General features: G+C 55.6%; 29 protein-coding genes and 1 pseudogene. 16 read left to right on the plus strand and 14 right to left on the minus strand.

Going from position 1 to position 25,885, the window contains the following annotated elements; genetic code table 11:
- Window positions 1-29: 29 nt before the first annotated feature.
- The 3 genes from BW43_RS02150 to BW43_RS02140 form a co-directional block, all read right to left on the minus strand.
- Window positions 30-539, minus strand: a complete 510-nt coding sequence (locus BW43_RS02150; RefSeq protein WP_032891239.1) for a GAF domain-containing protein — start codon at window positions 537-539, stop codon at window positions 30-32.
- 86 nt (window positions 540-625) lie between these two features.
- Window positions 626-2,251: a methyl-accepting chemotaxis protein gene (locus BW43_RS02145; RefSeq protein WP_032891506.1), complete on the minus strand. Its 1,626-nt coding sequence runs from the start codon at window positions 2,249-2,251 to the stop codon at window positions 626-628.
- A 375-nt stretch (window positions 2,252-2,626) separates the two neighbouring features.
- Window positions 2,627-3,349 carry an SOS response-associated peptidase family protein gene (locus tag BW43_RS02140; protein ID WP_032891240.1) on the minus strand — a complete coding sequence of 241 codons (723 nt, stop codon included), beginning with the start codon at window positions 3,347-3,349 and terminating at the stop codon, window positions 2,627-2,629.
- Window positions 3,350-3,450: 101 nt separating this feature from the next.
- On the opposite strand from BW43_RS02140, the gene BW43_RS02135 reads away from it, so the two are divergent.
- Together BW43_RS02135 and umuC are read left to right on the plus strand one after the other, a co-directional pair.
- Window positions 3,451-3,876: a LexA family transcriptional regulator gene (locus tag BW43_RS02135; RefSeq protein WP_032891241.1), complete on the plus strand. Its 426-nt coding sequence runs from the start codon at window positions 3,451-3,453 to the stop codon at window positions 3,874-3,876.
- Window positions 3,869-5,143, plus strand: a complete 1,275-nt coding sequence (umuC, locus tag BW43_RS02130) for a translesion error-prone DNA polymerase V subunit UmuC (protein WP_032891242.1) — start codon at window positions 3,869-3,871, stop codon at window positions 5,141-5,143. The genes BW43_RS02135 and umuC overlap by 8 nt, the downstream gene beginning before the upstream one ends.
- Window positions 5,144-5,146: 3 nt before the next feature.
- Here the strand turns inward: umuC and BW43_RS02125 are convergent, their stop codons facing one another.
- On the minus strand, window positions 5,147-5,356 hold the full coding sequence (locus tag BW43_RS02125) for a hypothetical protein (RefSeq protein ID WP_032891243.1): 210 nt from the start codon (window positions 5,354-5,356) through the stop codon (window positions 5,147-5,149).
- Window positions 5,357-5,740: 384 nt separating this feature from the next.
- On the opposite strand from BW43_RS02125, the gene BW43_RS02120 reads away from it, so the two are divergent.
- From BW43_RS02120 to BW43_RS02105, 4 genes are all read left to right on the plus strand, one after another.
- A complete protein-coding gene (locus BW43_RS02120) occupies window positions 5,741-7,183 on the plus strand; it encodes an ATPase domain-containing protein (protein WP_163033261.1) in 1,443 nt (480 codons plus the stop codon).
- A gap of 23 nt (window positions 7,184-7,206) precedes the next feature.
- On the plus strand, window positions 7,207-7,569 hold the full coding sequence (locus BW43_RS02115) for a response regulator (RefSeq protein WP_032891247.1): 363 nt from the start codon (window positions 7,207-7,209) through the stop codon (window positions 7,567-7,569).
- Between the two features lie 379 nt (window positions 7,570-7,948).
- Window positions 7,949-8,371 carry a hypothetical protein gene (locus tag BW43_RS02110; RefSeq protein WP_032891249.1) on the plus strand — a complete coding sequence of 141 codons (423 nt, stop codon included), beginning with the start codon at window positions 7,949-7,951 and terminating at the stop codon, window positions 8,369-8,371.
- An 815-nt stretch (window positions 8,372-9,186) separates the two neighbouring features.
- Window positions 9,187-9,477: a hypothetical protein gene (locus BW43_RS02105; protein ID WP_032891250.1), complete on the plus strand. Its 291-nt coding sequence runs from the start codon at window positions 9,187-9,189 to the stop codon at window positions 9,475-9,477.
- A 1,126-nt stretch (window positions 9,478-10,603) separates the two neighbouring features.
- On the opposite strand, the gene BW43_RS29700 is transcribed toward BW43_RS02105, so the two are convergent.
- The gene (locus BW43_RS29700) at window positions 10,604-10,831 is read right to left on the minus strand and encodes a DUF6555 family protein (protein WP_032891251.1); all 228 of its coding nucleotides are present in this window, start codon (window positions 10,829-10,831) and stop codon (window positions 10,604-10,606) included.
- Between the two features lie 456 nt (window positions 10,832-11,287).
- On the opposite strand from BW43_RS29700, the gene BW43_RS02095 reads away from it, so the two are divergent.
- Together BW43_RS02095 and BW43_RS29085 are read left to right on the plus strand one after the other, a co-directional pair.
- Window positions 11,288-11,935 carry a hypothetical protein gene (locus BW43_RS02095; protein WP_032891252.1) on the plus strand — a complete coding sequence of 216 codons (648 nt, stop codon included), beginning with the start codon at window positions 11,288-11,290 and terminating at the stop codon, window positions 11,933-11,935.
- Between the two features lie 97 nt (window positions 11,936-12,032).
- Window positions 12,033-12,185 carry a hypothetical protein gene (locus BW43_RS29085; RefSeq protein ID WP_177326466.1) on the plus strand — a complete coding sequence of 51 codons (153 nt, stop codon included), beginning with the start codon at window positions 12,033-12,035 and terminating at the stop codon, window positions 12,183-12,185.
- A gap of 36 nt (window positions 12,186-12,221) precedes the next feature.
- Here the strand turns inward: BW43_RS29085 and BW43_RS29390 are convergent, their stop codons facing one another.
- From BW43_RS29390 to BW43_RS02085, 3 genes and pseudogenes are all read right to left on the minus strand, one after another.
- Complete coding sequence (locus BW43_RS29390) at window positions 12,222-12,476, minus strand: Pathogenicity locus (RefSeq protein ID WP_032891253.1); 255 nt, start codon at window positions 12,474-12,476, stop codon at window positions 12,222-12,224.
- A gap of 109 nt (window positions 12,477-12,585) precedes the next feature.
- A pseudogene (locus BW43_RS29395) lies at window positions 12,586-12,712 on the minus strand (fasciclin domain-containing protein); the annotation flags it as partial.
- 181 nt (window positions 12,713-12,893) lie between these two features.
- Entirely contained in the window at window positions 12,894-13,460 is a 567-nt protein-coding gene (locus BW43_RS02085; protein WP_032891254.1) for an isochorismatase family protein, read from the minus strand.
- Between the two features lie 214 nt (window positions 13,461-13,674).
- Here BW43_RS02085 and BW43_RS02080 point away from each other — a divergent pair, with 214 nt between their 5' ends.
- From BW43_RS02080 to BW43_RS02065, 4 genes are all read left to right on the plus strand, one after another.
- Entirely contained in the window at window positions 13,675-14,277 is a 603-nt protein-coding gene (locus BW43_RS02080; RefSeq protein WP_155989990.1) for a hypothetical protein, read from the plus strand.
- Window positions 14,278-14,369: 92 nt separating this feature from the next.
- A complete protein-coding gene (locus BW43_RS02075) occupies window positions 14,370-15,002 on the plus strand; it encodes a hypothetical protein (RefSeq protein WP_032891257.1) in 633 nt (210 codons plus the stop codon).
- A 60-nt stretch (window positions 15,003-15,062) separates the two neighbouring features.
- Window positions 15,063-15,416 (plus strand): hypothetical protein, encoded by a 354-nt coding sequence (locus tag BW43_RS02070; RefSeq protein WP_032891258.1) that lies wholly within the window; start codon window positions 15,063-15,065, stop codon window positions 15,414-15,416.
- 145 nt (window positions 15,417-15,561) lie between these two features.
- Window positions 15,562-15,759: a hypothetical protein gene (locus BW43_RS02065; protein WP_032891260.1), complete on the plus strand. Its 198-nt coding sequence runs from the start codon at window positions 15,562-15,564 to the stop codon at window positions 15,757-15,759.
- Between the two features lie 54 nt (window positions 15,760-15,813).
- On the opposite strand, the gene BW43_RS02060 is transcribed toward BW43_RS02065, so the two are convergent.
- Complete coding sequence (locus BW43_RS02060) at window positions 15,814-17,052, minus strand: MFS transporter (protein WP_032891261.1); 1,239 nt, start codon at window positions 17,050-17,052, stop codon at window positions 15,814-15,816.
- A 157-nt stretch (window positions 17,053-17,209) separates the two neighbouring features.
- Between BW43_RS02060 and BW43_RS02055 the strand changes: the two genes are divergently transcribed.
- Window positions 17,210-18,022: a bifunctional 2-polyprenyl-6-hydroxyphenol methylase/3-demethylubiquinol 3-O-methyltransferase UbiG gene (locus BW43_RS02055; RefSeq protein WP_032891262.1), complete on the plus strand. Its 813-nt coding sequence runs from the start codon at window positions 17,210-17,212 to the stop codon at window positions 18,020-18,022.
- 137 nt (window positions 18,023-18,159) lie between these two features.
- Here BW43_RS02055 and BW43_RS02050 read toward each other — a convergent pair whose 3' ends face one another.
- The gene (locus tag BW43_RS02050; protein ID WP_032891263.1) at window positions 18,160-18,546 is read right to left on the minus strand and encodes a TIGR03067 domain-containing protein; all 387 of its coding nucleotides are present in this window, start codon (window positions 18,544-18,546) and stop codon (window positions 18,160-18,162) included.
- A 240-nt stretch (window positions 18,547-18,786) separates the two neighbouring features.
- On the opposite strand from BW43_RS02050, the gene lpxO reads away from it, so the two are divergent.
- The gene (gene lpxO, locus BW43_RS02045; RefSeq protein ID WP_032891264.1) at window positions 18,787-19,686 is read left to right on the plus strand and encodes a lipid A hydroxylase LpxO; all 900 of its coding nucleotides are present in this window, start codon (window positions 18,787-18,789) and stop codon (window positions 19,684-19,686) included.
- A gap of 18 nt (window positions 19,687-19,704) precedes the next feature.
- Here lpxO and ligD read toward each other — a convergent pair whose 3' ends face one another.
- Window positions 19,705-22,167 carry a DNA ligase D gene (ligD, locus tag BW43_RS02040; protein ID WP_032891265.1) on the minus strand — a complete coding sequence of 821 codons (2,463 nt, stop codon included), beginning with the start codon at window positions 22,165-22,167 and terminating at the stop codon, window positions 19,705-19,707.
- Between the two features lie 24 nt (window positions 22,168-22,191).
- Window positions 22,192-23,019 (minus strand): Ku protein, encoded by an 828-nt coding sequence (locus BW43_RS02035; RefSeq protein WP_032891268.1) that lies wholly within the window; start codon window positions 23,017-23,019, stop codon window positions 22,192-22,194.
- A gap of 184 nt (window positions 23,020-23,203) precedes the next feature.
- On the opposite strand from BW43_RS02035, the gene BW43_RS02030 reads away from it, so the two are divergent.
- The gene (locus tag BW43_RS02030; protein ID WP_032891269.1) at window positions 23,204-23,518 is read left to right on the plus strand and encodes a hypothetical protein; all 315 of its coding nucleotides are present in this window, start codon (window positions 23,204-23,206) and stop codon (window positions 23,516-23,518) included.
- A gap of 11 nt (window positions 23,519-23,529) precedes the next feature.
- The gene (locus BW43_RS02025; protein WP_032891272.1) at window positions 23,530-24,678 is read left to right on the plus strand and encodes a PQQ-dependent sugar dehydrogenase; all 1,149 of its coding nucleotides are present in this window, start codon (window positions 23,530-23,532) and stop codon (window positions 24,676-24,678) included.
- 56 nt (window positions 24,679-24,734) lie between these two features.
- Here BW43_RS02025 and BW43_RS02020 read toward each other — a convergent pair whose 3' ends face one another.
- Both BW43_RS02020 and BW43_RS02015 read right to left on the minus strand, forming a co-directional pair.
- Complete coding sequence (locus tag BW43_RS02020) at window positions 24,735-25,214, minus strand: nuclear transport factor 2 family protein (protein WP_032891273.1); 480 nt, start codon at window positions 25,212-25,214, stop codon at window positions 24,735-24,737.
- 41 nt (window positions 25,215-25,255) lie between these two features.
- A complete protein-coding gene (locus BW43_RS02015) occupies window positions 25,256-25,819 on the minus strand; it encodes a TetR/AcrR family transcriptional regulator (RefSeq protein ID WP_032891507.1) in 564 nt (187 codons plus the stop codon).
- Window positions 25,820-25,885: the final 66 nt, after the last annotated feature.

The raw sequence follows: 25,885 nt of genomic DNA on the forward strand, positions 1-25,885 counted from the left end.
ATTGAATAGTTCGCATGAGATAAGCCGTGTTATTCGGACTCATTCAGCAGCGGGTTAGTGAAAAAAACGCACCCTATCAAAGTTGCAAATAAAGCTAAAGTTTCTTCCAGCTCCGGGTCTTCAAATAGTATCGAACGCGAATCTAGGGCGCATAGAGCACCATATAACCTACCATCGGGAAGGAAGATAGGAACACCAGCATAAGTTTCTATCGCATACCGTTTAACCACTGCACGACTGGAGTATCTACCGTCTTCGCTGATTTTAGGAATAAATAGTGCCTTAGGGTTTCTCCTGAGCTCGCTGCAGAGCGTGATTTCCAGCTCTAGCGTGTCACCTGCCTCTATCCCCATATGCAACGGGTCGTGAGCTGAGCAGACCACCCAGTCTGTTTCGGTGAACTTCGCGACCCCAGCAAATCGCATTCCCGTAAGACGTGTTACGAGTTTTAAAATGCTGGAGATCGCCTCAATTTCAGCCAAAGCTGATCGTTCATCTAAACTGAGCATAGAGTGCAAGGTGATTTCAGGGCTAACCATATTCCACCTATGCTGTGTTTAGCTGGGCGTGCCGTATTGGCTTATGAGAGATTGGGCAACAAAGCTAGAGTTGGCTGACCCATTTCCTATGTTCTGAATCGAAGAACTAAATCGTTTAGGTTGACGGCCAGACGAGAAAGTTCGTTGCTGGCTGTAAGCGTTTGCCGAGTGCCTTCACTGCTCTGCACTGCAAGGTCGCGGATGCTTATCAGGCTGCGATCGACATCCCGCGCCACGTGAGCCTGTTCCTCAGAAGCGGTTGCAATCTGGATATTCCTATCGTTAATTTCGAGCACGGAATCAATGATTTGACGCAGCGACTGGCCCGCCTGTTCCGCAGTGTCTCGCGTGCTATAAACCTCGGATGTGCTTTTTTTCATTGATTCGACCGCGGCAGATGAGCCTGCTTGAATCGTGGATATCATCTGTTCAATTTCTTGCGTCGATGTTTGCGTTCGGTGCGCCAGCGCTCGAACTTCATCTGCGACTACGGCGAAACCGCGACCCTGTTCTCCTGCACGAGCCGCTTCAATTGCGGCGTTCAAAGCTAGCAAGTTGGTTTGCTCAGCAATCGCCCTAATCACACTCAGAACTTTGCTAATGTCTTGCGCTTGGCCTGCAAGTTCTCTCACCTGATCTGATGACACTTCAACCAAACCCGTCAAGCCACGCATCGCCGTCAAAGTTTCAGTGACTTTTTGATTGCCGAGATCTGCAGCCATGCTCGACTGCATCGCTGCTTCAGACGTGGAGTTGGCGTTTCTTGCAACCTCTTCAACCGCCGCACTCATTTCAGTTACTGCGGTAGCAGCTTGCTCTATCTCACTGTTCTGCTGCTGAAGTGTGCGATCAGCGCTTTCAGTGATCGACGTCATTTCGACGGCAGCAGTGCTCAGTTGGGATGAAGCTCCCGAGATTTCTAGAATTGTGTGTCGCAAATTTTTCTGCATCAGATTCAATGCATGCATCAAGCGCGAAGCTTCATCTGAACCTGTTACTTCAAGATCATGAGTAAGGTCGCCAGCAGCGATATTCTCCGCCAATTTTAGTGATGAGCTGATTGGAATAGTGATGCTGTTAGTGAACAAAATCGCCAGCGCTATAGTTAAGATAAATGCCACGATTAGCACCGCTATCAAAACTTTGACGCTATGGTTATATACGTCGGTCGCGTCGACCCCAGATACCTCGGCTTGGCGTGTATTTTGGTCTCGCAGAAGCGTCAGCTGCTCTTGATAGGTGTTGGCTCTATTTGCCTGCTCTGTGTTGGCAAAAATGACAGCCTGATCATGATCGGATGAATCTAAAGCGATTACTTTTTTGAGACCTTCGATGTACGCATGCATAGCCTGGTTAGCCTTCGCGAACTGGATTTCGTCCTGCTCACCAGACATTAAATGTGCACGATAAAAATCAGTTTTTACCTGAAGTGTCTGCATAGATTCTTCGACCTTTGACAGTGAGAAATCGTGCACATCTCTCGTGGTACTTGAGAGCATGCGGATACTTTCAAGGCGGGCGTGAAGGAGGGCGATCTGGATGTCGTCAATGACTTGGATACTTGGGAGGGAGTTTTGCTCAATGTTCTGCTCTGTAGCACGCAGCCGATCAATTTGAAGATAAGAGAAGCCTGCCAAGCTGATTAGCAGGAATGTGATTAGGCCAAAACAGACGAAGGCTCTTCGCGCGATACTTAAGGATCTCAATTTCATATAGGCCTCCGAAGGCCGGATTTGGTGGCGTGGCATTTCCACGTCATTTTGCTGATCACGAACAAAGGCAGCCTTTTCATGCGGCACAGTGAATTCCATTTACAGCTTGCAGGCTTAAGGCTGAAACGAGGAACGCAAAAGAATGCATTGGAATGATAGAGGCGCTAAATAATTGCGCGCTAAGTAAATGCGTATGCAGTCTGTCTGCTGAATTTGGCCCGTTTTGGTAGCGCGACGTCCGGGACGTGCCATGCTATGTGCCAGCGATTACAGGCACAGCGCACAGCAGAACACTCCGATATCATTGGATATGGGCAGGGAACAATGGATAAGCGGCTTGCAGGCATTTCATTCCTGCTCACTCTCGGCTGGGTCTCAGCCGTTGTGTTCGTCATGTGGTTTTTCAGTTGATGGATACGGCTCGATAAGCTCCGATCCCTGGTTCCTGACATTGCCAACAGCCCTCCCAACCTGAAACCACTCAAACTCTTCGGTCGGCTGACACAGCTCTTTCGCGATTTCCTCTGCGCGTGCCGGTGAAAGATCTGGATCAAGCCATTCATTGGCGTGTTTCGGGGCAAGTACCAGTGGCCGACGGTCATGTATGTCCACCATGCCTTGGTCACTGGCAGCAGTGATGATGACGAAGCCGTCGCCCTCATGCGGTTCAAGACCTGGGTTTACTTGAGCCAAGGCTCCAAAGAACATCGGCTTTCTGCTTTTCAGTCGGATGAAGTAGGGCTGTTTCTTTCTCGGGTCGTCCGGGTCTTTAACCCATTCATACCAGCCTTCGCTGGGTACAATCGCGCGGCCAGTTGGCCAAAGCTGTTTGAAGAACTTGCCAGTGGTCACGGTTTCGAGCCGAGCATTTATCGGATCAGGGCGCTTTCCTTTCGCCCAGAACGGCGCCCACCCCCATTGCACAGCGTCAATGTGCAACCCATCCTCTTTGCTGTGCAGCAGCTGCACGCGCGTCGTGGGAGCCACGTTAAACCGATTGATCGGCTGTGCATCGTAGCCACTGAACAATTCGATCTGAGGGCTCAATTCCTCCATGTAGATCGCCATTCCCTCGTACTGCACGAATCGACCGCACATAGATACGCCTCCGCCTGTCGAAATCCCCCATAGAGAAATTGACCGCAAGCCGCTTACAAAGTTAACTGTATATTCGTACAGTATCTGCATAAGGCACCGCCATGAGCTTCAACATCCTGGGTCCAATAGCTGAAGGAGGCGCAAAACTGCCTCTTTGCTCGTTTCATGTACCGGCTGGTTTTCCATCGCCTGCGGCCGATCACATTGAGCAGCATATTTCTCTGGATGAAGTGCTTAACATCAGGGCGCCCCATGTTTACCTGGTGATGATCACAGGTGAAAGCATGCAGGGCGCTGGGATATTCGAGGGTGATCTGGCGGTGGTGGATCGCTCAATTGAGCCTGCGCACGGCCACATAGTAGTGGCGCTCCTAAACAACGACCCCATGTGCAAGCGCCTCTGCAAGCGCGGAAAGGAAGTGATCTTACTGTCCGAAAACCCGAAGTACCCGGCGCGCTATGTACTGGAAGGCGACGAGCTATCGATCTGGGGTGTGATCACGAGCACAGTCCGCAGCCATGTCTAACTCCCCAGTCTTCGCCCTGATCGACTGCAACAGTTTCTATGCCAGTTGCGAGCGTGTGTTCCGTCCAGATCTCGCCAAAACGCCGATTGTAGTGCTGAGCAACAACGACGGCTGCGTTATTGCTCGAAGCTACGACGCCAAGCCCTTTATCAAGATGGGCGAGCCGTATTTCCAGATCAAGCACAAGCTCAAGCAACACGGAATCATCCCGTTTTCCTCGAACTATGCGCTCTACGGCGACATGAGCGAGCGCGTGATGACGCTTATTGAATCGATGGTGCCCGCCGTCGAGATCTACAGCATCGACGAAGCATTCGCCGACCTCACCGGAATTGGCGGGCTCGACGCTCTCGGCCGGCAGATCCGCGCCCAGGTGCTGCGGTGCACCGGTATCCCCGTCGGCGTGGGAATCGCGAACACCAAGACGCTCGCAAAGCTTGCAAACCACACCGCCAAGCGGCTACAAGCGCAGACGGGCGGTGTGGTGAACATTACCGATCCGATTAAGCGGGACTGGGTGCTGCGCAATACCGATGTAGCCGAGGTCTGGGGTGTTGGCCGAAAAATGAAGCTCCATCTGGACGCTCTAGGCATCAAGTCCGCGATGGACTTGGCCAGGTCCGACCCCTGGACGCTCCGCAAGAAATTCAGCGTCGTGATCGAGAAGACCGCGCGGGAACTGGCAGGCACCTCTTGCCTCGAATTGGATGAGCCCGACCCACCCAAGCAGGAAATTTGCTGCAGCCGCATGTTTGGAAGGCGCCTTACCGAGCTTGCGCCGATCAAGGAGGCGGTGGCCACCTACATGATGCGAGCCTCGGAAAAGCTCCGGACACAGAACTCGCTCTGCAAGAAAGTCCGGGTCTGCATCCGCACCGGCATGTTCAATCCGGACGAGGCGAAGTACGCGAACGGGGTTGTGGTGGACATGCCGTATCCAACCGACGATGTGCGATTACTCACCAAGGCTGCGGTTGATGCGCTCGACCATATCTACCGTCCAGGCTTCAATTACAGCAAGGCCGAGGTGATGTTGCTCAACCTGTGCCAGCCAGGTGAATACACGGATGATCTATTCGCGGTGTCTCAGCCGACCGAGGCGACCAGAGTGATGACCGTACTGGACCAGATCAATGACAGGTGGGGAAGGGGAACGCTAAGGTCGGCCAGCGTGCCTACGAACCCCGATTGGGGCATGCGGCGCGAGATGATGAGCCAGAGCTACACCACCAAGCTGGACCAGCTCTGGTCAGTGGCCTGCAAGTAGCGATTACTCCGGTGCCATGAGAACTGCGAGCGTCAATTTGATGAACTCTTCGTTGTCGTCGATGGTGTGCAGCGCTCCCCGGATATTTTCTGCGACCTCGGCGGAGCCACGCTGCTCAATCCAGTTCGATAGCTCCATGATGGAGGCTTCAAGGGCTAATTGGTTTTCGTATAGCTTCGAGAGCAGGGAGGGGAGTAGATCTGAGTTTGGCATCGGCGTTCCTCTTATGGAGTCAACAGCGTAGCAGCAGGTGTTTAGTAACCAGCTCCAAAGTTATGATTGTTCGCTCTCGGCCAGAACCGGTCGCACACTATTTAAAAAATCCTGGGCAATTCAGGTTCCCCCCTGCATTTTGAATGCAAGCGCTCGGGGTTGGTTACTGCAGTTGAATTACTGCAAGATTAGAGGGGCATCTGGCTAGCAACGTTGATTCCGCCTTGACTTTAGAGTAACGAAGTCCGAGGAAAAGGCGGCAAAAATTGGGCATGTCACTTTCTTAGACCGCCATGCTTTAGGCGAGAATGGCCCCAGAGCGAAAATGGCGTTAGCATTCCGCCTCACTCGGCTTAAACAGCCTGTTTTTCAGATCAGGGTCGCATCGTGGAAAAGCTAAAACGCCTCCAAAGTGGAATCGAAGGGCTAGACGCTCTGCTCAAGGGAGGGCTGGTCAAGGGCGCTTCATACATAATCCAAGGGCGGCCAGGGTCTGGCAAAACGATCCTAGCCAATCAACTTGGCTTCCATCATGCGAATAATGGAGGCCGGGTTCTGGTCGCCACACTGCTGGCCGAGTCACACGACCGTCTTTTTCAGTTTCTTTCTACTCTGAGCTTTTTCGACTCTTCCAAAGTGGGCGCCGAAATTCAGTTTGTCAGCGCGTTTGACACCCTAGAAAACGAAGGACTGGACGAGGTTGTGAAACTGCTTCGGCGCGAGATAAGTCGCCAAAAAGCCACAGTGATGGTGGTAGATGGCCTGCTCAATGCTCGCTCAAAAGCCGACTCGCACATCGACACCAAGAAATTCATTTCTGAGTTGCAAGGGCACGCTGCTTTCGCGGGTTGCACTGTGCTATTTCTCACCAGCTCCCGTCTCGACGACGGCAGCCCTGAGCACACCATGGTTGATGGCGTAATTGAAATGGGCGAAGAGCTATTTGGCACTCGCTCGGTACGTCGTATTCAACTGCGTAAAACTCGCGGCAGTGGAGCAATGACAGGCCTTCATGAGTGTGAGATTACCGACGAAGGATTGGTGGTTTACCCTCGACTCGAAAGTCTTTACAGCCACCCGTCCGCTCCTGACAGTGCAGACATGACGCGTATTCCTAGTGGCATTGGTTCGCTGGACGGCATATTGGGTGGAGGCCTTTACAGTTCCAGTGTGTCTCTGGTCATGGGCCCCTCCGGCATTGGTAAAACGACTTTGGGTCTCAAGTTCCTTGCAGAGTCGACCGTCGATGCTCCAGGGCTGCATTTTGGCTTTTACGAAAGCCCACAACGGTTGCGACTCAAAGGCCAATCACTGGGTATCGATATCAAGGGTATGGAGGACAGCGGCGCCTTGAGCATTGCCTGGCAGCCCACCACTGAAGGCCTGCTGGATGGGCTGGGCGCACGACTGCTGAGTATCGTTGAAGAAAAGAGTATCAAGCGCCTGTTCATAGATAGCCTTAGCGGTATGACGCGAGTCTCCACAAATCCGGCACGAATTACTGACTTCTTCAGTGCGCTCATGAATGAGCTGCGATCGAGGGGCGTAACCGTGTTTGCATCCTGGGAGATGCGCGATCTATTTGGCTCCGAGGTAAGCGCGCCAAACTCTGACCTGTCCAGTATCGTCGACAACCTGATGCTTATGCGTTTCTCTGAGAATCACTCTGAACTAAGCAGGACGCTTTCCATTCTTAAAGTACGAGACAGCTCTTATGACCCCTCGCGCTTTGAGGTAGTCATCCATGATAAAGATGTTTTCCTGACAAAGGCTTCAAGACATGAACCGTCAGTCCCCACTGAGACACCTCCAGGTTCGATTTCTTAAGCTTTTGCGTGGGTTGAACTGAAATGACCACCATCCTGGTCGTCGACGACGAGTATTTGATCGCTGACATTCTCAGTTTCGCGCTGGAGGATGAGGGGTTTATGGTGGTAACCGCCAGCAACGGCCGAAAAGGGCTGGACGTGCTCGAAAGAGAACGGCCTGCATTGATCATTACAGATTTCATGATGCCAGTCATGGACGGCCTTGAGTTCGCTACAGCTGTGCGAGCACTTCCTTCCGCTAACGACTTGCCTATCATCTTGATGAGCGGTGCTCAGGCACACATCGGTATGCAGAGATCGGATCTGTTTGATGCAGTATTGGCAAAGCCATTCGATATCGATTTGATCATCGCCGAGGTTAGAAAGCTCTTAGGTTCCGAGTAGCTCTCAGCCGCTCAAAGCAATTTGAATCACCCTGGTTTTCGTAGACATTCTTGGTGTCCGTTTTTGGACGACAGAATTCATCAAAAGCCTCTAAGGGTCGATTTCAGCCGGTCCCGACAGACAGCTATTGGCCGATGACTGCCAGTCGCCACCGGCAGCTATCGACCTATTGCAGCCCCTCGCATTCGGCAGAGGTCGGTCAAAAGTGGACATTCGCAGTCATCAGGCAGTAATGGCGAATGATGTTGTCTATGGCCAGGTAGGGCAACGACAGTTCTGTGTTTTCCTGCTTGATGAAAGTGAAAACAGACCTACCCGATCCCTGCGAGAACGTGATAAATCAAGCCCCTTTTCAACGCAAAACATCTCAAGGACGCCCATGAAGTACGATGATGCAAGCTGGCACCATGGCGGAGACTTTCCAGCAGGCCAACCACAAGAGCATGGCGGCACACACATAGCGCTTTTCATGAGATGGTGTTTTGTTAGAGGCTGGGCTGGCGACCTTCATGTCGAGGAAGAGCCTGAAGCCGTCGCCCGCGTGATCAGTGGCGAACTTTCTGCCACCGAATTTCTATTCAGGTATTGCGATGGCAAATTTACTGAGGACGACTTAAACGACGATGGGAATGCGATCGCACAGCACTATTACGGGAGCCGTGGCCTTTACCTTCACGACTACGCCGATCACTTTGGCAACTTGATGTACGTTGCCCCGGAGTCCGCGCACGATTTTGAGGGATTTTCCGCGATGCTGGACGCTCGGGTTAAGAGTGGCGTGCTGATTAAAGCTGAGGCCTAACCGCGCTTCTGGCCTAAAACATTCGCTAGTCGGCTCGACGCCGCACATCTCGCACTACCTGCCTGGCATCAGTGGAGTGTCCGCTTGGAGTCGGAAGCAGTCATTGCGCGGACACCGCGTGAATTGTTTAGCTGATTGAGTTATTGCAGGTTCGAATCTCTCCTTCACCCCCCCATTCTGAAAACGCAAACCATGATTTTTCTAGAGAAGTCGGGGTTTGTGGTTTTTGGCGTCCAAAAAATGTCCCATGTGACCACTATGCGACTTGCGCCACATTTTTGTGCGGTTTTAGGATCGCGATCTAGAGCCCGATTGTTTTATTTATGAACCTACCGTTATACCCATGACTCTCTAGGGGATGGGGCAAATTCTTTAGCCCGCCTTCAACCGTTTGAGAGCTTGGGTAGGAAGTTATGTCTGGCGCTAGAAACGATCTTCATTGCGCAATGAGTGCGTCGGTTCATTTACTCGCCGGGATTGCGCACGCACCCACCTCACTTGAAGCACGGAGGCGTGAAATTCGCACGCATGACCTGATTTTTAAGCTTCGACTAGAAGAGACTATTTCCAATATTGATGCAGACAATCTACGAATCTTGTTCAGAGGGGCGCTTGAGAAGCGCCTATGTGAAATTTTGAGCGAGTAAAAATTTAGGTATTGCATATGTCGACATAACGCCGCTTATGATCAATGGCCCACCAAAACAAGGCCCGCTCCGGCGGGCTTTTTTGCGATTGGCGGAAACCACACCCCGGGAGTCTGGTCTACCATTATTGCTGATCATAGCTGAGCATGACCGCTAAGGACGAGAGACGTGTCGCTACCCATTACCGCCCGGCAGATGAATGCGCTAAGGGCGTTGCAACGGAAAGACCCGGACCTGGGCGAGTTGGCCACCGCCATCGCGCTGGCCTTCGACGCATCTATGATTGAGAACCCGCAGATGGCGCGGTTAATCTTGGACAAGACCTGCCGGCGCATGGTTGCCCAGGAACCCGGCAGTCAAGAAGCGATGATCCAGCATCTAGTGACCTTCGGTAAGTTGAATTGCCTGACGCCCGCGCAGGTGAGCGACTTTACCGACCGAGTCAGGAGGCACGGTTAATCATGCACAACGGAATTCACGAAGAAGTGCTGCGCGCCGTGGTGTAGGGCGGCGCGGTACGCTGGTCAGCCGACAAGAAGAGAAGTGGACGCTGGCTATCCGCCTAGGAGGCTCTTGCAGTAGGTGGTTGTTGGTAAGCTCCCGCCGTGAGGCACTGCGCATCAGTACTAGCTCAACGGCCGTAGGGCGATCCAACTGATTGAGGCAATACCTGTGGTCAGCAACTGACTTTCGTGGGTTTCAGGATTGGAGAAGTCATCGCGAAGGTCCGCTTTTGACCGAATGCTGCGATGTGAGATGTCTCAGGAGTAGTGGGGCTATTTGGTGGTTTGTGTTCAGTCGGCAGGCCGCCGGGGAAGGGTTATGCAGTTTCGGCATGGGCTGAAATTTGCCCGCTGGGACCAATCTTGGGACCAACGGGTGCATTTCGGTGCTTTATCGTTGATTACTCAGGACGACTTGGCCCAGTAAACACTGATCAGCAGTAATCATCAGCATGCGTTTCATACCGCATGGTGATGTTAGCTGTGGAGATCAATTACTTTACCTATCAATGGGTTGCGAGCATGGCAGCAGGCGCCGTCAGGCATGCATCAACAGCGACATCAAGGCGCGAAACCCGGTCGCTGAGCAAAAAAATGGGGATGTGTGTTGGAATTTGGCGCGCATTGTCGCATATGTGTGACGACAGTTGTATGGCAGAGGACGACGGGTATTAAGAACTTTCGGCGCCGGGCCCCTATTAATGCCTTTGCAGGTAACGTTCGAGTTAGGGGGCTCTGGAGTCCATGACGGCAGGAAAATAAAAGGCGTCTCAAGGCCCTGTGGCTTTCCCTTTTTCTGACGCTCTGCGTATTCACCGACGATTTTAAGGGGGGGGCATGGCAGGGGCATTCCACAAAACCAAGCGGTCTGCACCCGTTTTAGTGCGCTCCACCACTTCCCCCCAGGCGACCTCGCGACAGACGTGGGCCGTCTTCGTCTCTTTTTCAATCTCATCCAAGGGCGGTTCGGGCTTATTCAACAGCCGAGCTTGCGCTGGAGATCATCCAACTAAGCCCGGCCACCGCGCCGGGTTTTTTATTCGCGAACTTTGCGAGTTAGAACTGCGGCGGCGCCCGTGGTTTTACCCGGCTTTATTCCAACGGACCTTCGTAATACCCAGCTTGTCGGCAATTTTTAATATTGAGTCCCGAGACAGACCTATCGGTATCCAATATTCAGGGCCCTCACCAGCGTGTCTTGTGGCCATGCGAATCGCATCGCTTTCGCTGAACGCCGTTGCATTCGTATAGAAGTGCTCCGGCTTCCCATCGTGTAGATAATGAATTTTATAGGGTATTAAATTTTCCATTAGAGCCTCTTGGCCGAAGCCGTACCCAAAAGGGTCAATCCTGGAAACTGGAATTCAGAGAGGTCTGTCGGGTGGTGATACCGAGAGATAGGGTGATGGCCGAACTGCGGACGCTGCGTTATCTGATCCGGTAAGCGTTGGACTAGTTAGCCTTCCGATCGTTCGGTCTATCAATTTCATGCAGACTTTTGAGGCTTTAGCCGTCACTAAGGTCCTTTCTTTTTCGACCCCGCCACATCTTCCGCTCTGAGCAGGGAGTGATGCCTGAGCTGATTCAAAAACGCAAACTGTTATTGCCGTCGCAGCGCAGATACTTTAGATGCCCAAGAGGCGGGACAAACCGGGCAAGCAAGGAAATATAAAGCGCGTTGTCAGGTTTTTACTGAGGATTAATGTCTAGAGTTTTTAGTCTGATTCGCACACGATGGCGCTTAGGTAAGTTCAAGGATGTAGTACATGCGTAATACCTGGTTGCTCCTGTTTTCTTCGTCTATCGCCCTTGCTGGTTGTGGGGGGTTCCCCTCTGTTCCCTATGTCGATCCACCTCAGGCCGACAATACGGCTCGCGTTCGTGTGATCACCAATTCTAATGTGTTTGGCGATAGTGTGACGGGCAGCTGCGCCCCGGATACTCGCCACAAAATGGCTGAAGCTGGCCGCTTCTCAGAGGAAGGGCAGCCGAGCATTAACTACCCCCAGTACCCACTTAAGCCCGCCAGTCTTGGAATGCCGGGAAGGGTTTCACCCAAGCTTCAGCAGTACATCGGATCTGTTCGGATGGCCGAAGGCCTATACACCGAGATTGTGGCTGAGTACCGCGTTAAAACGGATGCACCCTTTCAGATCGCAACATTGGGTGCGTCCGCCGGCAGCTACGGCAGCACTTACGCTGTTTGCCCAGGCCAGGCGAAAGTATTCACTCTAGAGCCCGGGAAAGACTATGAGGCCTTGGTTGGACTCAGCAGCGCACCAAACGCGGATGGGAATGCGGTGCTTATGTGCATGTTTGGCTTAGTCGAGCTTACCTCTATCCCTAACCTGCCGTTTGCATTGCCAAAAAGGCTCGCAGGTACGGAGTCGCCGCAAACGCGTTGCAAGGATTAAGTAGCACGGCTCATATTTTTTACTGAGTTTTCATATCTGAGCCCAGCGCGACTGCTGGGCTTTTTCGTTTTTGGCTAAGAAGACATTTTGTTCAATCATGCCCCGTGTAGACGAGCGCATGGACTGTCTGCTGCGCCTGCTCGACAAGGCAATTGCCGATGCTGTGGACGCTGCAAAGGCTTCCGGTCTGCCCCAACGCTTGCTCCATGCCCATGCACAGACCCATCAGATAGTAGGGGATTCTCCATGACCAAAAGCAACCCGACTGGGAGTCAATCGAACGTGCCTACCGGGCCGGGATTTGCTCTGTAGAGCGCTTCGCAAGCTCCACTGCAGCGGTGATGGCCGCTCTGGCTTGAGGGCTATTCTTCCAGCAAGTCGAGCCTAATGCCGCGGATGCTTGAGCCAGGATGTCACTAACATTTGATTTGCGGAGTTCGGCGAGCGATTCGATACCCATTTGCTCAAGCCGAGTAATGACGGTTGGTCCTACGCCTTTGAGCGCGAGCAAAGCGGCTCTTTCCTCCGGTGAAAACGGCATCGTAAATTCCTTTTTGGGCGATGAGTCCGCGCAAGTGTGCCTGACGCTACAGGGTGCCTCAACAGGCCGGTGACCTTTGGACGATCATGCCGAACTGACAGGCGCCGCTGTAGGTCAGAATTTTAGTTAGGTCGGCTTTGTGCTCAGGCTTGACCAGAGTATCGACGGTGCCCGCTGGCAGCTTTGCAAAGGCTTCGTTTGTGGGGGGCGAGCACGGTGAACGGACATTTGGCAGACGCTGGAATGATCGTCTGCTCCGGTGTTTGGCTTGGAGCAGCGTGGGGAAAAGATAAAGGTCACTCCAATTGCGATATGCGCTAGGTATTTTCGGTACCCAAAGGACATGCTTACGCCTGTCGAAATAGCTGGCGATTGATGCGTGTCAAATGCTTCTGCGGCACTGGGTACCTTCATAGTTCATAGCGTGAATTGTGCGATCACTTCGTCCGATGACATTACGTCGGCGTATTCATCATTGAGTATTGCCAGGGTCAGTTCATGAACGGTTGTCGCGTCCCAAGACTTTCCATTCGCCCCAACAACGGGCACGGCGGTCGTTGCATCTGACGGTAAGATGATGCTGTATCCGAGCGCTTTCCCCGCACGGACGGTGGCGTCCATGCTGTTGTGAATAACAACGCCCGTCAGCACCAACCGTTTTACTTCCATCTGTGTGAGAGTGGCATCCAATTCGGTGCCAATAAAGGCGCAGTTTTCCTGTTTGATGATGACGGCTTCTCCCTGTATCGGTGCGACCTCTTTCTTGATGCCATTCCACGGGCCGTCGACGAAATAGCTGGATGTAGGAGTGCGCTCATCGTGCTTCACATGAATAACTGGCCAGCCGTTTGATCGCCAGTGGCCTAGAAGGCGCTGGATCACTGCCAAGTATTCAGGATTACTTTTTTCATCCCAGTTTGGTCTATCAATCGCATCTTGAACGTCCAGGATAACAAGCGGGATCGAGCCTGGTAGAGCTGTCATTTGAACCTACTCCTTCAAGTGAAAAGCGCGGACTTAGTGTGCTGGACCTGGCCTCCACCAGCAACGCATTACAGGAAAGATGTTCTGAGCGCCCTAGGCTTTACTGCGCGCGCTCAAGAAGCCCCGCGCTCTAGTCATTGTCATGATGCCCATTGGCTCAATTCCGCTTTTGAAACTCGCCGTGATAGCCTCTCTGGATGATTTGGAGGGATCCATGAGAAAAATTACCGTCGCGTTTTTGCTGATTGTTTTTGGATGTGGAATAGCCGGTTCTGGATGGAGCGCATATCAGGGCCGTGACAATGTGGCTAAAGCGTCATCATTAGTCGCCTCGCACCTACTTGCTTTTGACGCTGAGCCGGCATTAGACCTGTCTAGCTTCTTGGCGCGCGGTGAAGATGCCGAGAAGGTGCTAACAGCGGATTTGCTGGAGATGCAATCTGCCGATTGGTCGGGTGCTGAGACGAAAAAAGACGCGGCAATCGAGTTCACATCTCGCGCCATAAGCGTCATACGCACATACACGCGCTTTCGGATGTCCAACTTACAAGTGGGGTTGACTAAGCGACGCCTGTTAGCAGAAGAGGGCGCTTTAGCTCAAGAAACTGACCCGAGTCTCAGAGACCTGGCCTCTCATCGGCTGCAATCCTATAAAGACAAGTATGTGGAACAACTGCGTAATTTCAACCATTTGACGACTGCCATTGGTATGCACTGCGAGATGCTGCTAATTGCCAATGATGGGATTAAGGTGGTGTTCGGTGAGAGCATGGGGCTTGATGTTCCGACTCAGGAGTTCATGAAGCAGCTTCTGTAGCCCTGCCTTCATACCCGTTGAATCAATACGCTCTGCGGGTTAGAGAAGTGGCAGTAGTGGTACCGTCTATACAGCACCCTTGAGCCTGCCTAATGAATCGTCCAAGTCCACCTCACCACTTCGCCGCACCACCCGCCGCACCACGCAATGAAAATCCCGCCGCCCACCCATCTATTTGGCAGGGTGGTCCGGACTTACCGATCACTGGCAGCACGGGTTCGGCCATTTTGGGCTTTTGCGCTGCAGTGATTATGTTATTGCCTGCCTTCGGGCTGGCGATCTTGCTCGTTATCGGGCTCGGTGCGATGCAGGATGTGCCGTCCAGCGATGAGTCGAGTTTTACAACGTCGTCGCTCATCCTGTTCCTGCTCGGCTCTGTCGTGGTTATGGGATTGGTCTTCGCGTGGATTTTCTCTGAGCCTAGGGTGCAGGCCTTTACGTTCGACGAAAACCAGCAACTGCTTACCCTCACTGTCATCCGTCGCGCACGTAAACCCACCCAAGTGCGCGTGCTGTTTAGCGACATTATTTACATCTGCCCCTACGTAGTCGCTTCGTATGACCGCGATGGTCATTTCAGCGTTGTGTATCGGGGGGCGAAGGACAAGGTGTTCGAATACCAATTTGCTGAGGGTACTTCCCTGGAAGAGATGGAGTTTCATGCTGCCTGGCTGCGAGGAATAATTGGCGAGCGGATGCACGAACTACTGAATCTGGACAAATGAACGACTCATACGGTCCATAAGTGAGAGGCAGTTTCAGTTGCCCAAATCAGGAGTAAATAAGTGTTCTCAGGAAAAAGCGCAGCGTTGTGGGGGCTTCTATCCGCTGCCACTGCAGTCGAGGCAGCTACAGCAACTCACCCGATACGCGAAGAAAAGGTCGCCGTCAGCTTCATCGCTGCACTTGAGATATGCGACGAGCGAAATCCCGAGCGTGGCTTGACCCTAGAAGGACTGGTCAGTGATCCCACCTTCAGCGAAGAGAGAAAGTCCGAGTTCCGGAGGGTCAACGCTGATCCTTCATACAAAGCGGCAGTCTCGGAAATGAAGTCCTTTCTGCTCCAGCCTCCACTTGCGGATGTCCTGCGTGATATTTGTGAAAACCTGAGGAAGACGAGTCCGGACGGCTATCGGTAATCAGTGCGTACGCAGTTGGTAGCTAAAATGTCCGCACACGATGCCTGTATTTTTTCGCCATTCGTCTAATGCTTGGCACTTGCCAGGATCTGCCGCCTCACATCGTTAAGCGCGGATATCCCGAGCGTAAGAACGGAGAGCCAGCATGGACATCAATGAGAACGCCCCCGGCAATCTTTCACAGCAGGCCGTAACACGTGGCACAGACAACGAGACAGGCCACGCCCCGAGAAATGATGAGGACAATATCCCTCTGCCGCCGGACGATGATGCACCTCTAGAAGAGGACATGTCCGATGTCGATGCTGCCGATTCGGTCGCCAGCGAACATCCCGACAACTGAGTATGTGTAGAGAAAGGAACCCGGCCATGTGCCGGGTTTTCTGTGTCGCTTCTATCATGCTGCAGGCACATGGGGCGCATAGAGCGGTTTCTCCAACGTCTCCGGCATCGCCACCCACAACAGCACCAACGCAGCGCCCGCCACGCCCGCCAGGGTTAAGAAGGCCGCGTTATAGCCCGCCTGTTGCACCACGAACCCCGCCAGGCTGTTGCTCAGTGCCGCGCCCAAGCCAAACACGGTGGACAGCGCACCCAGGCTGACATTGAAACGCCCGGTACCCTGGGTCAGGTCTTTGACGATCACCGGGAACAGCGCGCCGAAGATCCCTGCACCGATGCCGTCGAGCATTTGCACTGCCACCAGCCAATAGGGATCGCTGGACACGGTGTAGAGCACGCCACGCAGCGGCAGAATCATGAAACCGAATATCAGCAGCGGCTTGCGTCCCCACACGTCAGCCTTGACCCCTACCAGCCAGGCCATCGGTACCATCACCAATTGCGCGGCGACGATACAGGCCGAGGTCAGCGGGGTGGCCATCTGCAGGTTGATCTGGGACAGCTTCTGGCTGACCAACGGCAGCATGGCGGCATTGGCCAAGTGGAACAAGGCGCAGCAAATGGCAAACAGCAGCAGCGGACGGTTGGCCAGTAATACCTTCAGGCCCGACGGTTGTTCATGATCGGTGGCGTGGGCAGGGTCGAAGCCGCGGGCCACTTCATGGTCGATGGCCTTGGCTGACACGCAACTGACCGCGACCACACTGGCCACCGCCATAAACGCCATCAGGTAGAACACCACCACCGGTCCGAACAGGTAGGCCAATCCACCGGCGAGCAGCGCGGCCACGGCGTTGCCGGCGTGATTGAAGGTTTCATTGCGCCCGGTGCGGCGGGTAAATGCCCGCGGGCCGGGGATCCCCCGGGAAATAGCGGAAATCGCCGGGGCGAACACGGACGCGGCGACGGCGCTGGCAGCTTGGGTCAACGCCACCAGGCTGAAGGAGCTGACGAAGGGCAGCACCAGGCAGCTGGCGGTCACCAGGATGGCGGCAAGCGCAACCACGGCGCGTTTGCTGCGCGTGCGGTCGATCAGTGCGCCCGCCGGGCCCTGGGTGAGCAGCGCGGCGATGCCCGCCAGGGTCATGACCACGCCGATGCTGGCCGGGTCCCACTTGTGCACGGCCAGCAGGTAGATGGCCAGGTACGGGCCGAGGCCGTCGCGCACATCCGCCAGAAAGAAGTTCAGACTGTCCAGTGACAAGGCATTTCGCAGGTCGGAGTGATTGGCCACGATGACGGCTTCGCAGAGGGGGCGTTCAACGGCTGAACACTCATTGCGTTAATGACCTGCGCGGTGAGCGTTAAGTTTCCGCAGTTGCCTGGAGTTTCAATACGCCGGCATGTGGCTTATCTTCGGTGCCCCGCCGTAAGACTTATCTGGAGACGCAATGGACATGCCCTCAGCTCAACAGGCAATTGCCAGCAACAAGGACGCCTGGGACCAATCTGCCGGCCTGCATAAAACCACCGACACCTGGAGCGCATTGCTGACCGGTGTTGGTAACGCCGATTTTTCCTGCCTGGACCCAACCATTACAGGGGTTCTGCAGGACCTGGGTGTCGCCGGCAAGGACGTGGTGCAACTGGGCTGCAACAACGGTCGAGAAAGCCTGTCGCTGTTCGCCCTCGGCGCACGCTCGGTGGTGGGGGTGGACCAGTCCGCCGCGTTTCTCCGGCAAGCGCGTGAGCTTGCCGATGTGTCGCCTCATGCTCCTGAATTTATCGAAAGCGATATCCACCAGTTGCCGCAGCGGTTACACGAGCGCTTTGATATCGCCCTGGTCACCATCGGCGTGCTCGGCTGGATGCCGGATGTGGCGTTGTTCATGCGCCATGTCGCCAGCACGCTGAAGCCCGGCGGTTCGCTGGTGATGTACGAAACCCATCCGTTCCTGGAAGTGTTCGACCCCAGGGCGCAGAACCCGCTGCTACCTGCCAGCTCGTACTTTCAGCGTGAACCCTTTGTGCTGCAGGAGTCGATTGTCTATGAAGGTCAGGGTGAGGTAGTCGGACCGACTTCCTATTGGTACGTGCACACGTTGGGCGATGTGGTGAGCGCCGCGATTTGCGCAGACCTGCAGATCAGTCACTTGCAGGAATACGCGCATTCCAATCGTGAAGAACTCTACGATCAATACGAGCACCAAGCGGCGCAATTGCCGCTGTGCTTTACCTTGACCGCCACTAAAAGGCCTGCCTGATACGGTTTGTCCACGCAAAAAAAAGCCCGCTTAAAGAGGCGGGCCAAGGGATTCACTGGAGTAGGTAGGCTTTACCCTATCGCGCCGAAAGTGAAGGCTGTGTGAAAAGCATGACGCAGGTTCGGACGGCGTATTGATCAAGCGCGCCGCACGAAGCTGCGCATGGTCTGACCGGGGCCGGTGCTGAAGACGGTGGGCCTGGGCATCCCTTCATCGGCCGCGATAAATACAAATTCGTCGCCATCAAGGCGGTAGCTGGCAGGCAACGGCTTGCCGGCGTCATCGCCCATGGAATCGACCCACGTAATGCTTTTTGGCGTAGTGCTGCTGTCCAGGGAGAATCGGCCGGCCAGCAACAGGTCGCCTTGCACGGTTTTCACTTCGAAGCGGTCGCCTGAAATGGTGGTGATGGCACCGGGCGCAGTGTGAGCGTCTACCGGGTTCAGGACACCGTTGTCCTCAAGTGACGTTTGCTCCCAGGCGCCCTGAAGGGCCTGATGATCCGGGTCTAAAGTGGGCGACATAACCATTCCTTGTAGTTGTGCAGGTGCGAACCCTGCCTAAGTAGACAGCTTTTCACAATTCTTAGTTAACTTTTCGTTACAGAATATGGCTAAATAACTGCCAATGGCCATGTAACCGCTTGTCATCAAGCCGCTCATGTTGCCTGTCTGTGAATTGTGATTTCAGGTGCTGCTATTCATCCTCGGCCGTCGTGGGCACGCAGGAGCAGCCTGTTCTCTACTGACGTGTGACGAAATCCCTTGAAGCTCATCATTGTTGTTCTCTATGTCGCCTCCATTGCGTATGTACACCTGCGTGGCCGGGTGCGACACAAACTGGGTCGCCAGCTCAGTGACCATTCAACCTTCCTGGCACCCATCAACTGTTTTCTATACCTGTTCTCCAAACTCCCCGGTCGACCGTTTCTCTCGCCCAGCGACTTCCCTGACCTAAGCCCGTTGCAGGAACATTGGGAAGAGATTCGCCAGGAAGGCCAGAACCTCATGAGGGCAGGGGCGATCAAGCGCTCCGACCAGTACAACGACGTGGGCTTCAACTCGTTTTTCAAGTCGGGCTGGAAGCGTTTCTACCTCAAGTGGTACGGCGACAGCCATCCTTCCGCAATGAAGCTCTGCCCGCGCACCACCGAGCTGGTGCAGAGCATCGGCTCGATCAAGGCCGCGATGTTCGCCGAGCTGCCGCCGGGTTCCAAACTGGTACGGCATCGCGATCCCTACGCCGGCTCTTACCGTTATCACTTGGGCCTGGATACCCCGAATGATCCTGGCTGCTACATCAATGTGGACGGTGAGAGCTACTACTGGCGTGACGGTGAACCGGTGATGTTCGACGAGACCTATATTCACTACGCCGAAAACACCACGCAGCAGAACCGCATCATCCTGTTTTGCGATGTCGAGCGACCGATGAAATACCGCTGGGCTGCGGCGTTCAATCGCTGGTTCAGCCGCACAGTGATGGCGGCGGCGGGTTCGCCCAACGACGCTGGCGACAAGACCGGCGGACTGAACCGCGCGTTTACGCGGCTGTACAAGATCCGCCTGCGCGGCAAAGAGCTGAAGAAACGCAACCGCACCCGTTACTACCTGGAAAAATGGGCGATTTTTGCGGCCTTGGCGCTGATCTTCGTGCTCATATAACGCTCGGCCAGGGCGTCCTCACTGCGGTGGCTGGGCGCCCAGTTTGTCCCACATTTTCTTGCTGATCTTCTGCCGATGGGCATAACCCTCCCACGGATCCTCCTTCAGTCCCTGTAAGCGTTGGTGCAGATTGGCCACCGTCCACTGCTGCGCGCCACGCAACCCCTGCAATTCCTTACGACTGACCGGCACCGACACCGGCAGCCCTGGCCGAGCCCGTACCGAGTAGGCGGCCACGCTGCTCGCGCCCCGTGCATTGCGCAGGTAATCGATAAAGATCTTGCCCACACGGTTTTTCGGCCCGGAGGTGGCGGTAAAGCGTTCCGGCAGTTGCGCGGTCATAAACTGGGCAATGGCTTTGGCGAAGGCTTTTACCGGCTCCCAACCGTCCCGTCGTGCCAGCGGCACTACCAAGTGCAGGCCTTTGCCGCCGCTGGTTTTGACGAACGCAGCGAGGCCCAGTTCGTCCAGTACCGACAAGGTGAGTTGTGCCGCTTCCAGCATGCTTTTCCAGGGCAACGCGGGATCCGGGTCGAGGTCGAGCACAAACAGGTCAGGGGTTTCGATCTTGTCTGAGGTGGCGCCCCAGGTATGAAATTCGACGGTGCCCATTTGCACAGCGCCGACAAGTGCCTGGACGCTGTCGATCTCCATCAGCCGCGCGTGGCCTGGGTCCAGCGCGGCGTCCAGTTGCTTGATATGGGGAATCGTCAGGCGTTCCGAGTGCTTCTGGAAGAACTGCTCGCCCTCGATGCCTTCCGGAGCCCTGAGCAAGGACACCGGCCGATGGCGCAGGAAGGGCAGGACCCATTCGCTGATACTTTCGTAGAACTGCGCCAATTGCTGCTTTTGCGTGCCGCTTAGTGGATCGATCACTCGCTCAGGGTGGGTGATCTTCAACAGGGTCTTGGCTTGCGGGGCTTTCATGGATTCAGCCACCTGCGGCTGTTCGTGCACGATCTGCGCGGCCGGTTTATCGCTGCGCAGGCCCATAAAAGTGGCGTGGCGCACCAAACCGTCACGGGTCCACTGGGCAAACTGTACTTCGCCCACCAGCGTCGGCTCCACCCACTGCACGCCTCGCGCCTGGGCACTGGTCAGGGGGTTGTGCAAAGGCGAGGTTTTGCGCGCCCGCGCTTTGAGCTGCGTGTAGATAGCCTCCAACGACGCTTGATCAAAACCGGTGCCGACGCGACCGGCGTACCTCAACCCGCTGTCGTCATTCACCGCCAGCAGCAATGCGCCAAAACCGCTGCGCGAACCCTGGGGACGGGTATGTCCGACAATCACAAACTCCTGGCGCAAACGGCATTTGAGCTTGATCCAGTCAGTACTGCGAGCGGACGTGTAGGGGCTGCCCATGCGTTTGCCGATCACGCCTTCCAGGGCCAGGTTGCAGGCGCTCTGTAAAATGTCTTCATGATGGGCGGTGAAGGCTTCAGAAAACCGCAGTAACTTACTTTTGCTTCCGGACAGCGCGGCCTTGAGCATGGCCCGGCGATCCTCTACGGGGGCCTGGCGCTGATCTGCGCCATCCAGAAACGGCGCATCGAACAGGTAGTAGACGAGGTCCAGGCTACGGCCGCTGTCAAAGGCATTTTGCAGGGCCTGGAAGTCCGGTAAACCTTCAGGGTTGAGGCTGACCACTTCGCCATCCAGCCAACTGTCCTTGAGTTTGAGGGCGTGCAGGGCCTTGACCTGCCGCGGCAGGCGCTCGGTCCAGTCATGGCCGTTACGGGTAAACAGGCGGACTTCGCCCTCGCGAATCCGCGCCAGCATGCGGTAGCCATCAAACTTGATTTCATACTGCCAGTCCCCGTCGGGCGCGCGGTCTACCAGGGTTGCCAGTTGCGGTGTGAATTGCTCGGGCAGTGCAGCGGCTGCTTTCTTGGCTTTCGGCTGGGTCTTGGTGGGGGCGATGGAGGCATCACTGAGCACGCTTTTAGGCTCAGCCTGCACGATGTCGTAGTCGGCGGCAGGGCGCGCCTGTGGGTCTTGCTCTTTGATCAGCAGCCACTGTTCCTTGTCACCGCTGCCTTTCAAGCGAGTGCGCACCAGCGCCCAATCGCCCGAGAGTTTTTCACCTACCAGCGTGAATTTGAGTTTGCCGGCAGCGTAAGCCTTGTGTGGGTCATCATGGGGTTGCCAGACCCCACGGTCCCAGACAATCACATCACCGGCGCCGTATTGACCGGCCGGGATGCTGCCTTCGAAACTGCCGTAGCCCAGCGGGTGGTCTTCCACGTGAACCGCCAAGCGCTTCTGGCTGGGGTCGAGGCTTGGGCCCTTGGGCACGGCCCAGCTTTTGAGCACGCCATCGAGTTCCAGGCGAAAGTCATAGTGCAGGTTGCGTGCGTCGTGCTTCTGGATCACGAACGACAGTGCCGACGTCTTTCGTTTGCCCGTGGTCGCCTTGCCGGAAGGTTCTGCGGTGATCTCGAAATCGCGCTTGCGATTGTATTCACTCAGCGGCTTTGCCATGGCGTTCTCCCTGTAATGCCAGGTTCAAGAGGCCTTTTTCTTGGCGGTTTTTTTCGCCGCAGGCTTACCCGCCAGGCTGCGCTTGAGCAGTTCGGTCAGGTCGAGCACATCGGCCGACTTGCGCTCTTCGCTGCCTTCCTTGGATTCCACATCTTCAATCTTGCCGGCCTTGGCCTTCTTCGCCACCAGCGCCATGATTTTTTCCTGAAAGCTGTCGCGGTAGGCATCCGGTTGCCAGTCGGCGCTCATGTCCTCCACCAAGCGCTTGGCCATGTCCAGTTCACCTTTGGCCAGGGAGGGTTTGGTTACGTCGCTGCCCAGTTCCAATTCATCCAGGCTGCGCACCTCGGCGGGCCAGCGCAGCATCACCAGCACCAGTGCGGACTCCAGGGGCATCAATGCCGCCAGGTGCTGCTTGGTGTGCAGCACCACATTGGCCAGGGCGACCTTGCGGGTTTTCTTGAGGGTTTCCCGCAGCAGCGCGTAGACCTTGCCGCCGCGTTTGTCCGGCGCCAGGAAGTAGGGCGTGTCGATGTTCTGCAAGGGGATCTGGTCGCTGGCGACAAAGGCGATGATTTCGATGGTCTGAGTGGACTTGGGGTGGGCCGAGCGAATCTCCTCTTCGCTGAGCACCACATAACGTCCCTTCTCAAACGCTACGCCTTTGACGATGTGCTCCTTGGTCACTTCCTTGCCGGTGGTTTTGTTGATGCGCTTGTAGCCCACCGGGTCCATGCTGCGCTTGTCCAACCAGTCGAAATCCACGCCCTGTGCTGACGTGGCGGAGACCAGCGATACAGGGATATGAACCAAACCGAAGCTGATGGCGCCTTTCCAGATGGCCCGTGGCATAAGTGCGATTCCTTGAGAAGAGACTGTGTTCGGGTGACTCGCGTGCGGTTGAAAAAGTTTCCCTGGATGGATGCGCGGACAGATCGTGTTACACCTGATGAGGAAGTATTTAGTTACCAAAGCCGAACCCCAGGCGTAGCGTGGTATCGAAAGCAGGTACTCCTCGTCCCAGAGAGGCTTTGTCATGATCACCCGCGTGCGTCATCTTGCAGTGCTGGCGCTGAGCCTGGCACTTGCAGCCACCGCTCAAGCGCAGAACCTGCCTGGCGGCAACAACACCAACAATGGCCCCATTCACCGGGCCAACCCCAATAGCATGCAGGGCACGCAGCCCAATGCGCCGGCGATTCGCGGTATCCAGACCGTGCCGGCCACGCGCCCGCCGACCCTGGAAAACGGCGGCATCGGCAACCGTTACCCCCAGCGTGAGGCCGCGCCCAGCCGCCCGGCCACCGACACTAAAGCCCCCACGTTTGATGCCAACGGCAATCGCCGGTAAGGACTCGTCTTATGTTTATACGCAAAACCCTGTTAGCCGTTATGTGCGCGACGACCCTGACGACGGTCTACGCCGCCGATTCGCAGCAGTTCCCCAGTGAACAAGGCAGCCTCACTGTCACCTCGATCGTCAAAGGCCTGGACCACCCATGGGCCGTGGCGTTTCTGCCGGACCAGCAAGGTTTCCTGGTTACCGAACGCCCTGGCCACCTGCGCGTTGTCAGCCCGGATGGCAAGCTCTCGGCTCCGCTGAGCGGCGTGCCTGAGGTGTGGGCCAAGGGGCAGGGCGGTTTACTCGATGTGGTGCTGTCGCCCGATTTCAAAGAGGACCGCACGGTCTATTTGTCATACGCCGAAGGCGGCGGCAAAGGCGGCACGGCCGGCACTGTGGTGGGACGTGGACGTTTGGCGGCGGACCTCAGCGGCCTGATCGATTTCAAAGTCATCCTGCGCCAGGAGCCGAAGCTCTCCACCGGCAATCACTTTGGCTCGCGCCTGGCCTTCGACCAGGATGGGTACCTGTTCGTGACCCTGGGCGAAAACAACGACCGACCCACTGCCCAGGACCTGGACAAGCTGCAAGGCAAGGTCGTACGGATCTACCCCGACGGCCGCGTGCCGGATGACAACCCCTTTGTTGGTCAGCCGGGCGTACGCCCCGAAATCTGGTCCTACGGCCAACGCAACCCACAGGGACTGGCACTGAACCCCTGGAGCGGCACGATCTGGGAAAACGAGCACGGCCCCCGTGGTGGTGACGAGATCAACATCGTCGAACGTGGCAAAAACTATGGCTGGCCCCTGGCGACGCACGGCATCAACTACTCCCTGACGCCGATTCCGGAGGCCAAAGGCAAGACGGCGGAAGGCACCGTGGCGCCCCATCATGTATGGGAAAAGTCACCGGGCATCAGCGGCATGGCGTTCTACGACAGTGACCGATTCAAGGCGTGGCAGCACAACGTGTTCATCGGCGCGCTGGCCAGCCAGGAGCTGATTCGGTTGCAGTTCGAGGGCGACAAGGTCATCCACGAGGAGCGTTTGCTGGGAGGTTTGAAGGCGCGTATTCGCGATGTGCGGCAGGGCCCGGATGGCTTTTTGTATGTGCTGACGGATGAGGATGATGGTGCGTTGTATCGGGTCGGCCTTAATCAGGACTGAGGCACTCAGCGTAGGGAGGGGGCTTGCCCCCTCTCACATTTGAACCGCACCAGGTTTTACAGGCCGAGATCGGACAACCCCGGATGCTCATCCGGGCGTCGGCCCAGCGGCCAATGGAACAACCGCTCGCTTTCTATGATCGGCCTATCGTTGATACAGGCAAAACGGTTGGCCATCAGGCCGTTTTCGTCGAACTCCCAATTCTCATTGCCGTAAGAGCGGAACCAGTTGCCGGAGTCGTCATGCCATTCATAGGCATACCGCACGGCAATGCGGTTGTCGGTGAAGGCCCACAATTCCTTGATCAGCCGATAATCCAGCTCCTTGGCCCATTTGCGCGTGAGAAAGCCTTTGGCTTCTTCGCGGCCATGGACGAATTCAGCGCGGTTACGCCACTGGGTGTCCAGGGTGTAAGCCAGGGACACACGTTGTGGGTCGCGGGAGTTCCAACCGTCTTCGGCCAGGCGGACTTTTTCAATCGCTGATTCGCGGGTGAATGGCGGCAGCGGCGGGCGTGTTTCTGGGGTGGATGACATTTCAACGCTCCTGTTTAGACAAAGTGGCTCGGCCAGTGCATTCAAAGCCCTAATAACGTTCGCGCCATGCATTGCGCGTTATCAGCAGCGGTTGTATCGCCCATGACCAGGGCAACCGTAATGGCGCCATCGATCAGGATCAGCAGGTGTGCTGCCTGCCGTTCGGGGTCGCAGGTGCCATGGGCTTGGCACAGTTCAAGTGCGTACTCGAACAGTTTCTGTTTATGCGCTTTGGCCAGCAGGCGCACCGGGCTGTGCGGATCGCCGGTTTCACCGCTGGTGTTGATGAAGGCACAGCCGCGAAAATCCGCCGAGCCGAACCACGTCCTGAGCGCGTCAAACAGCGCGAGCAGGCGTTCGCCGCTGCCGTCGACGCGTTCCACTTCGCCACGCAGCCAGTGCATCCAGCGTTCATCGCGGCGTTGCAGGGCCGCGATCACCAACTCGTCTTTATTGGCGAAGTAGCGGTAAATACTCTTGCGCGAGACGCCAGCTGTTCTCACCAGAAAGTCCATGCCGGTGGCGGCGATGCCGTGGCGATAGATCAACTTCTCGGTGACGTCGAGGATAATGTCGCGGGTTTCATTGCCAGTAATGTCGTTCATGTCGTACACAGTAGAACGATCGTTCTTCATGGTCAATGGGCTTTTTCCTACGAGGCAACGAGACCT

Source organism: Pseudomonas sp. RIT357, from assembly GCF_000632245.1.
GTDB lineage: Bacteria > Pseudomonadota > Gammaproteobacteria > Pseudomonadales > Pseudomonadaceae > Aquipseudomonas > Aquipseudomonas sivasensis.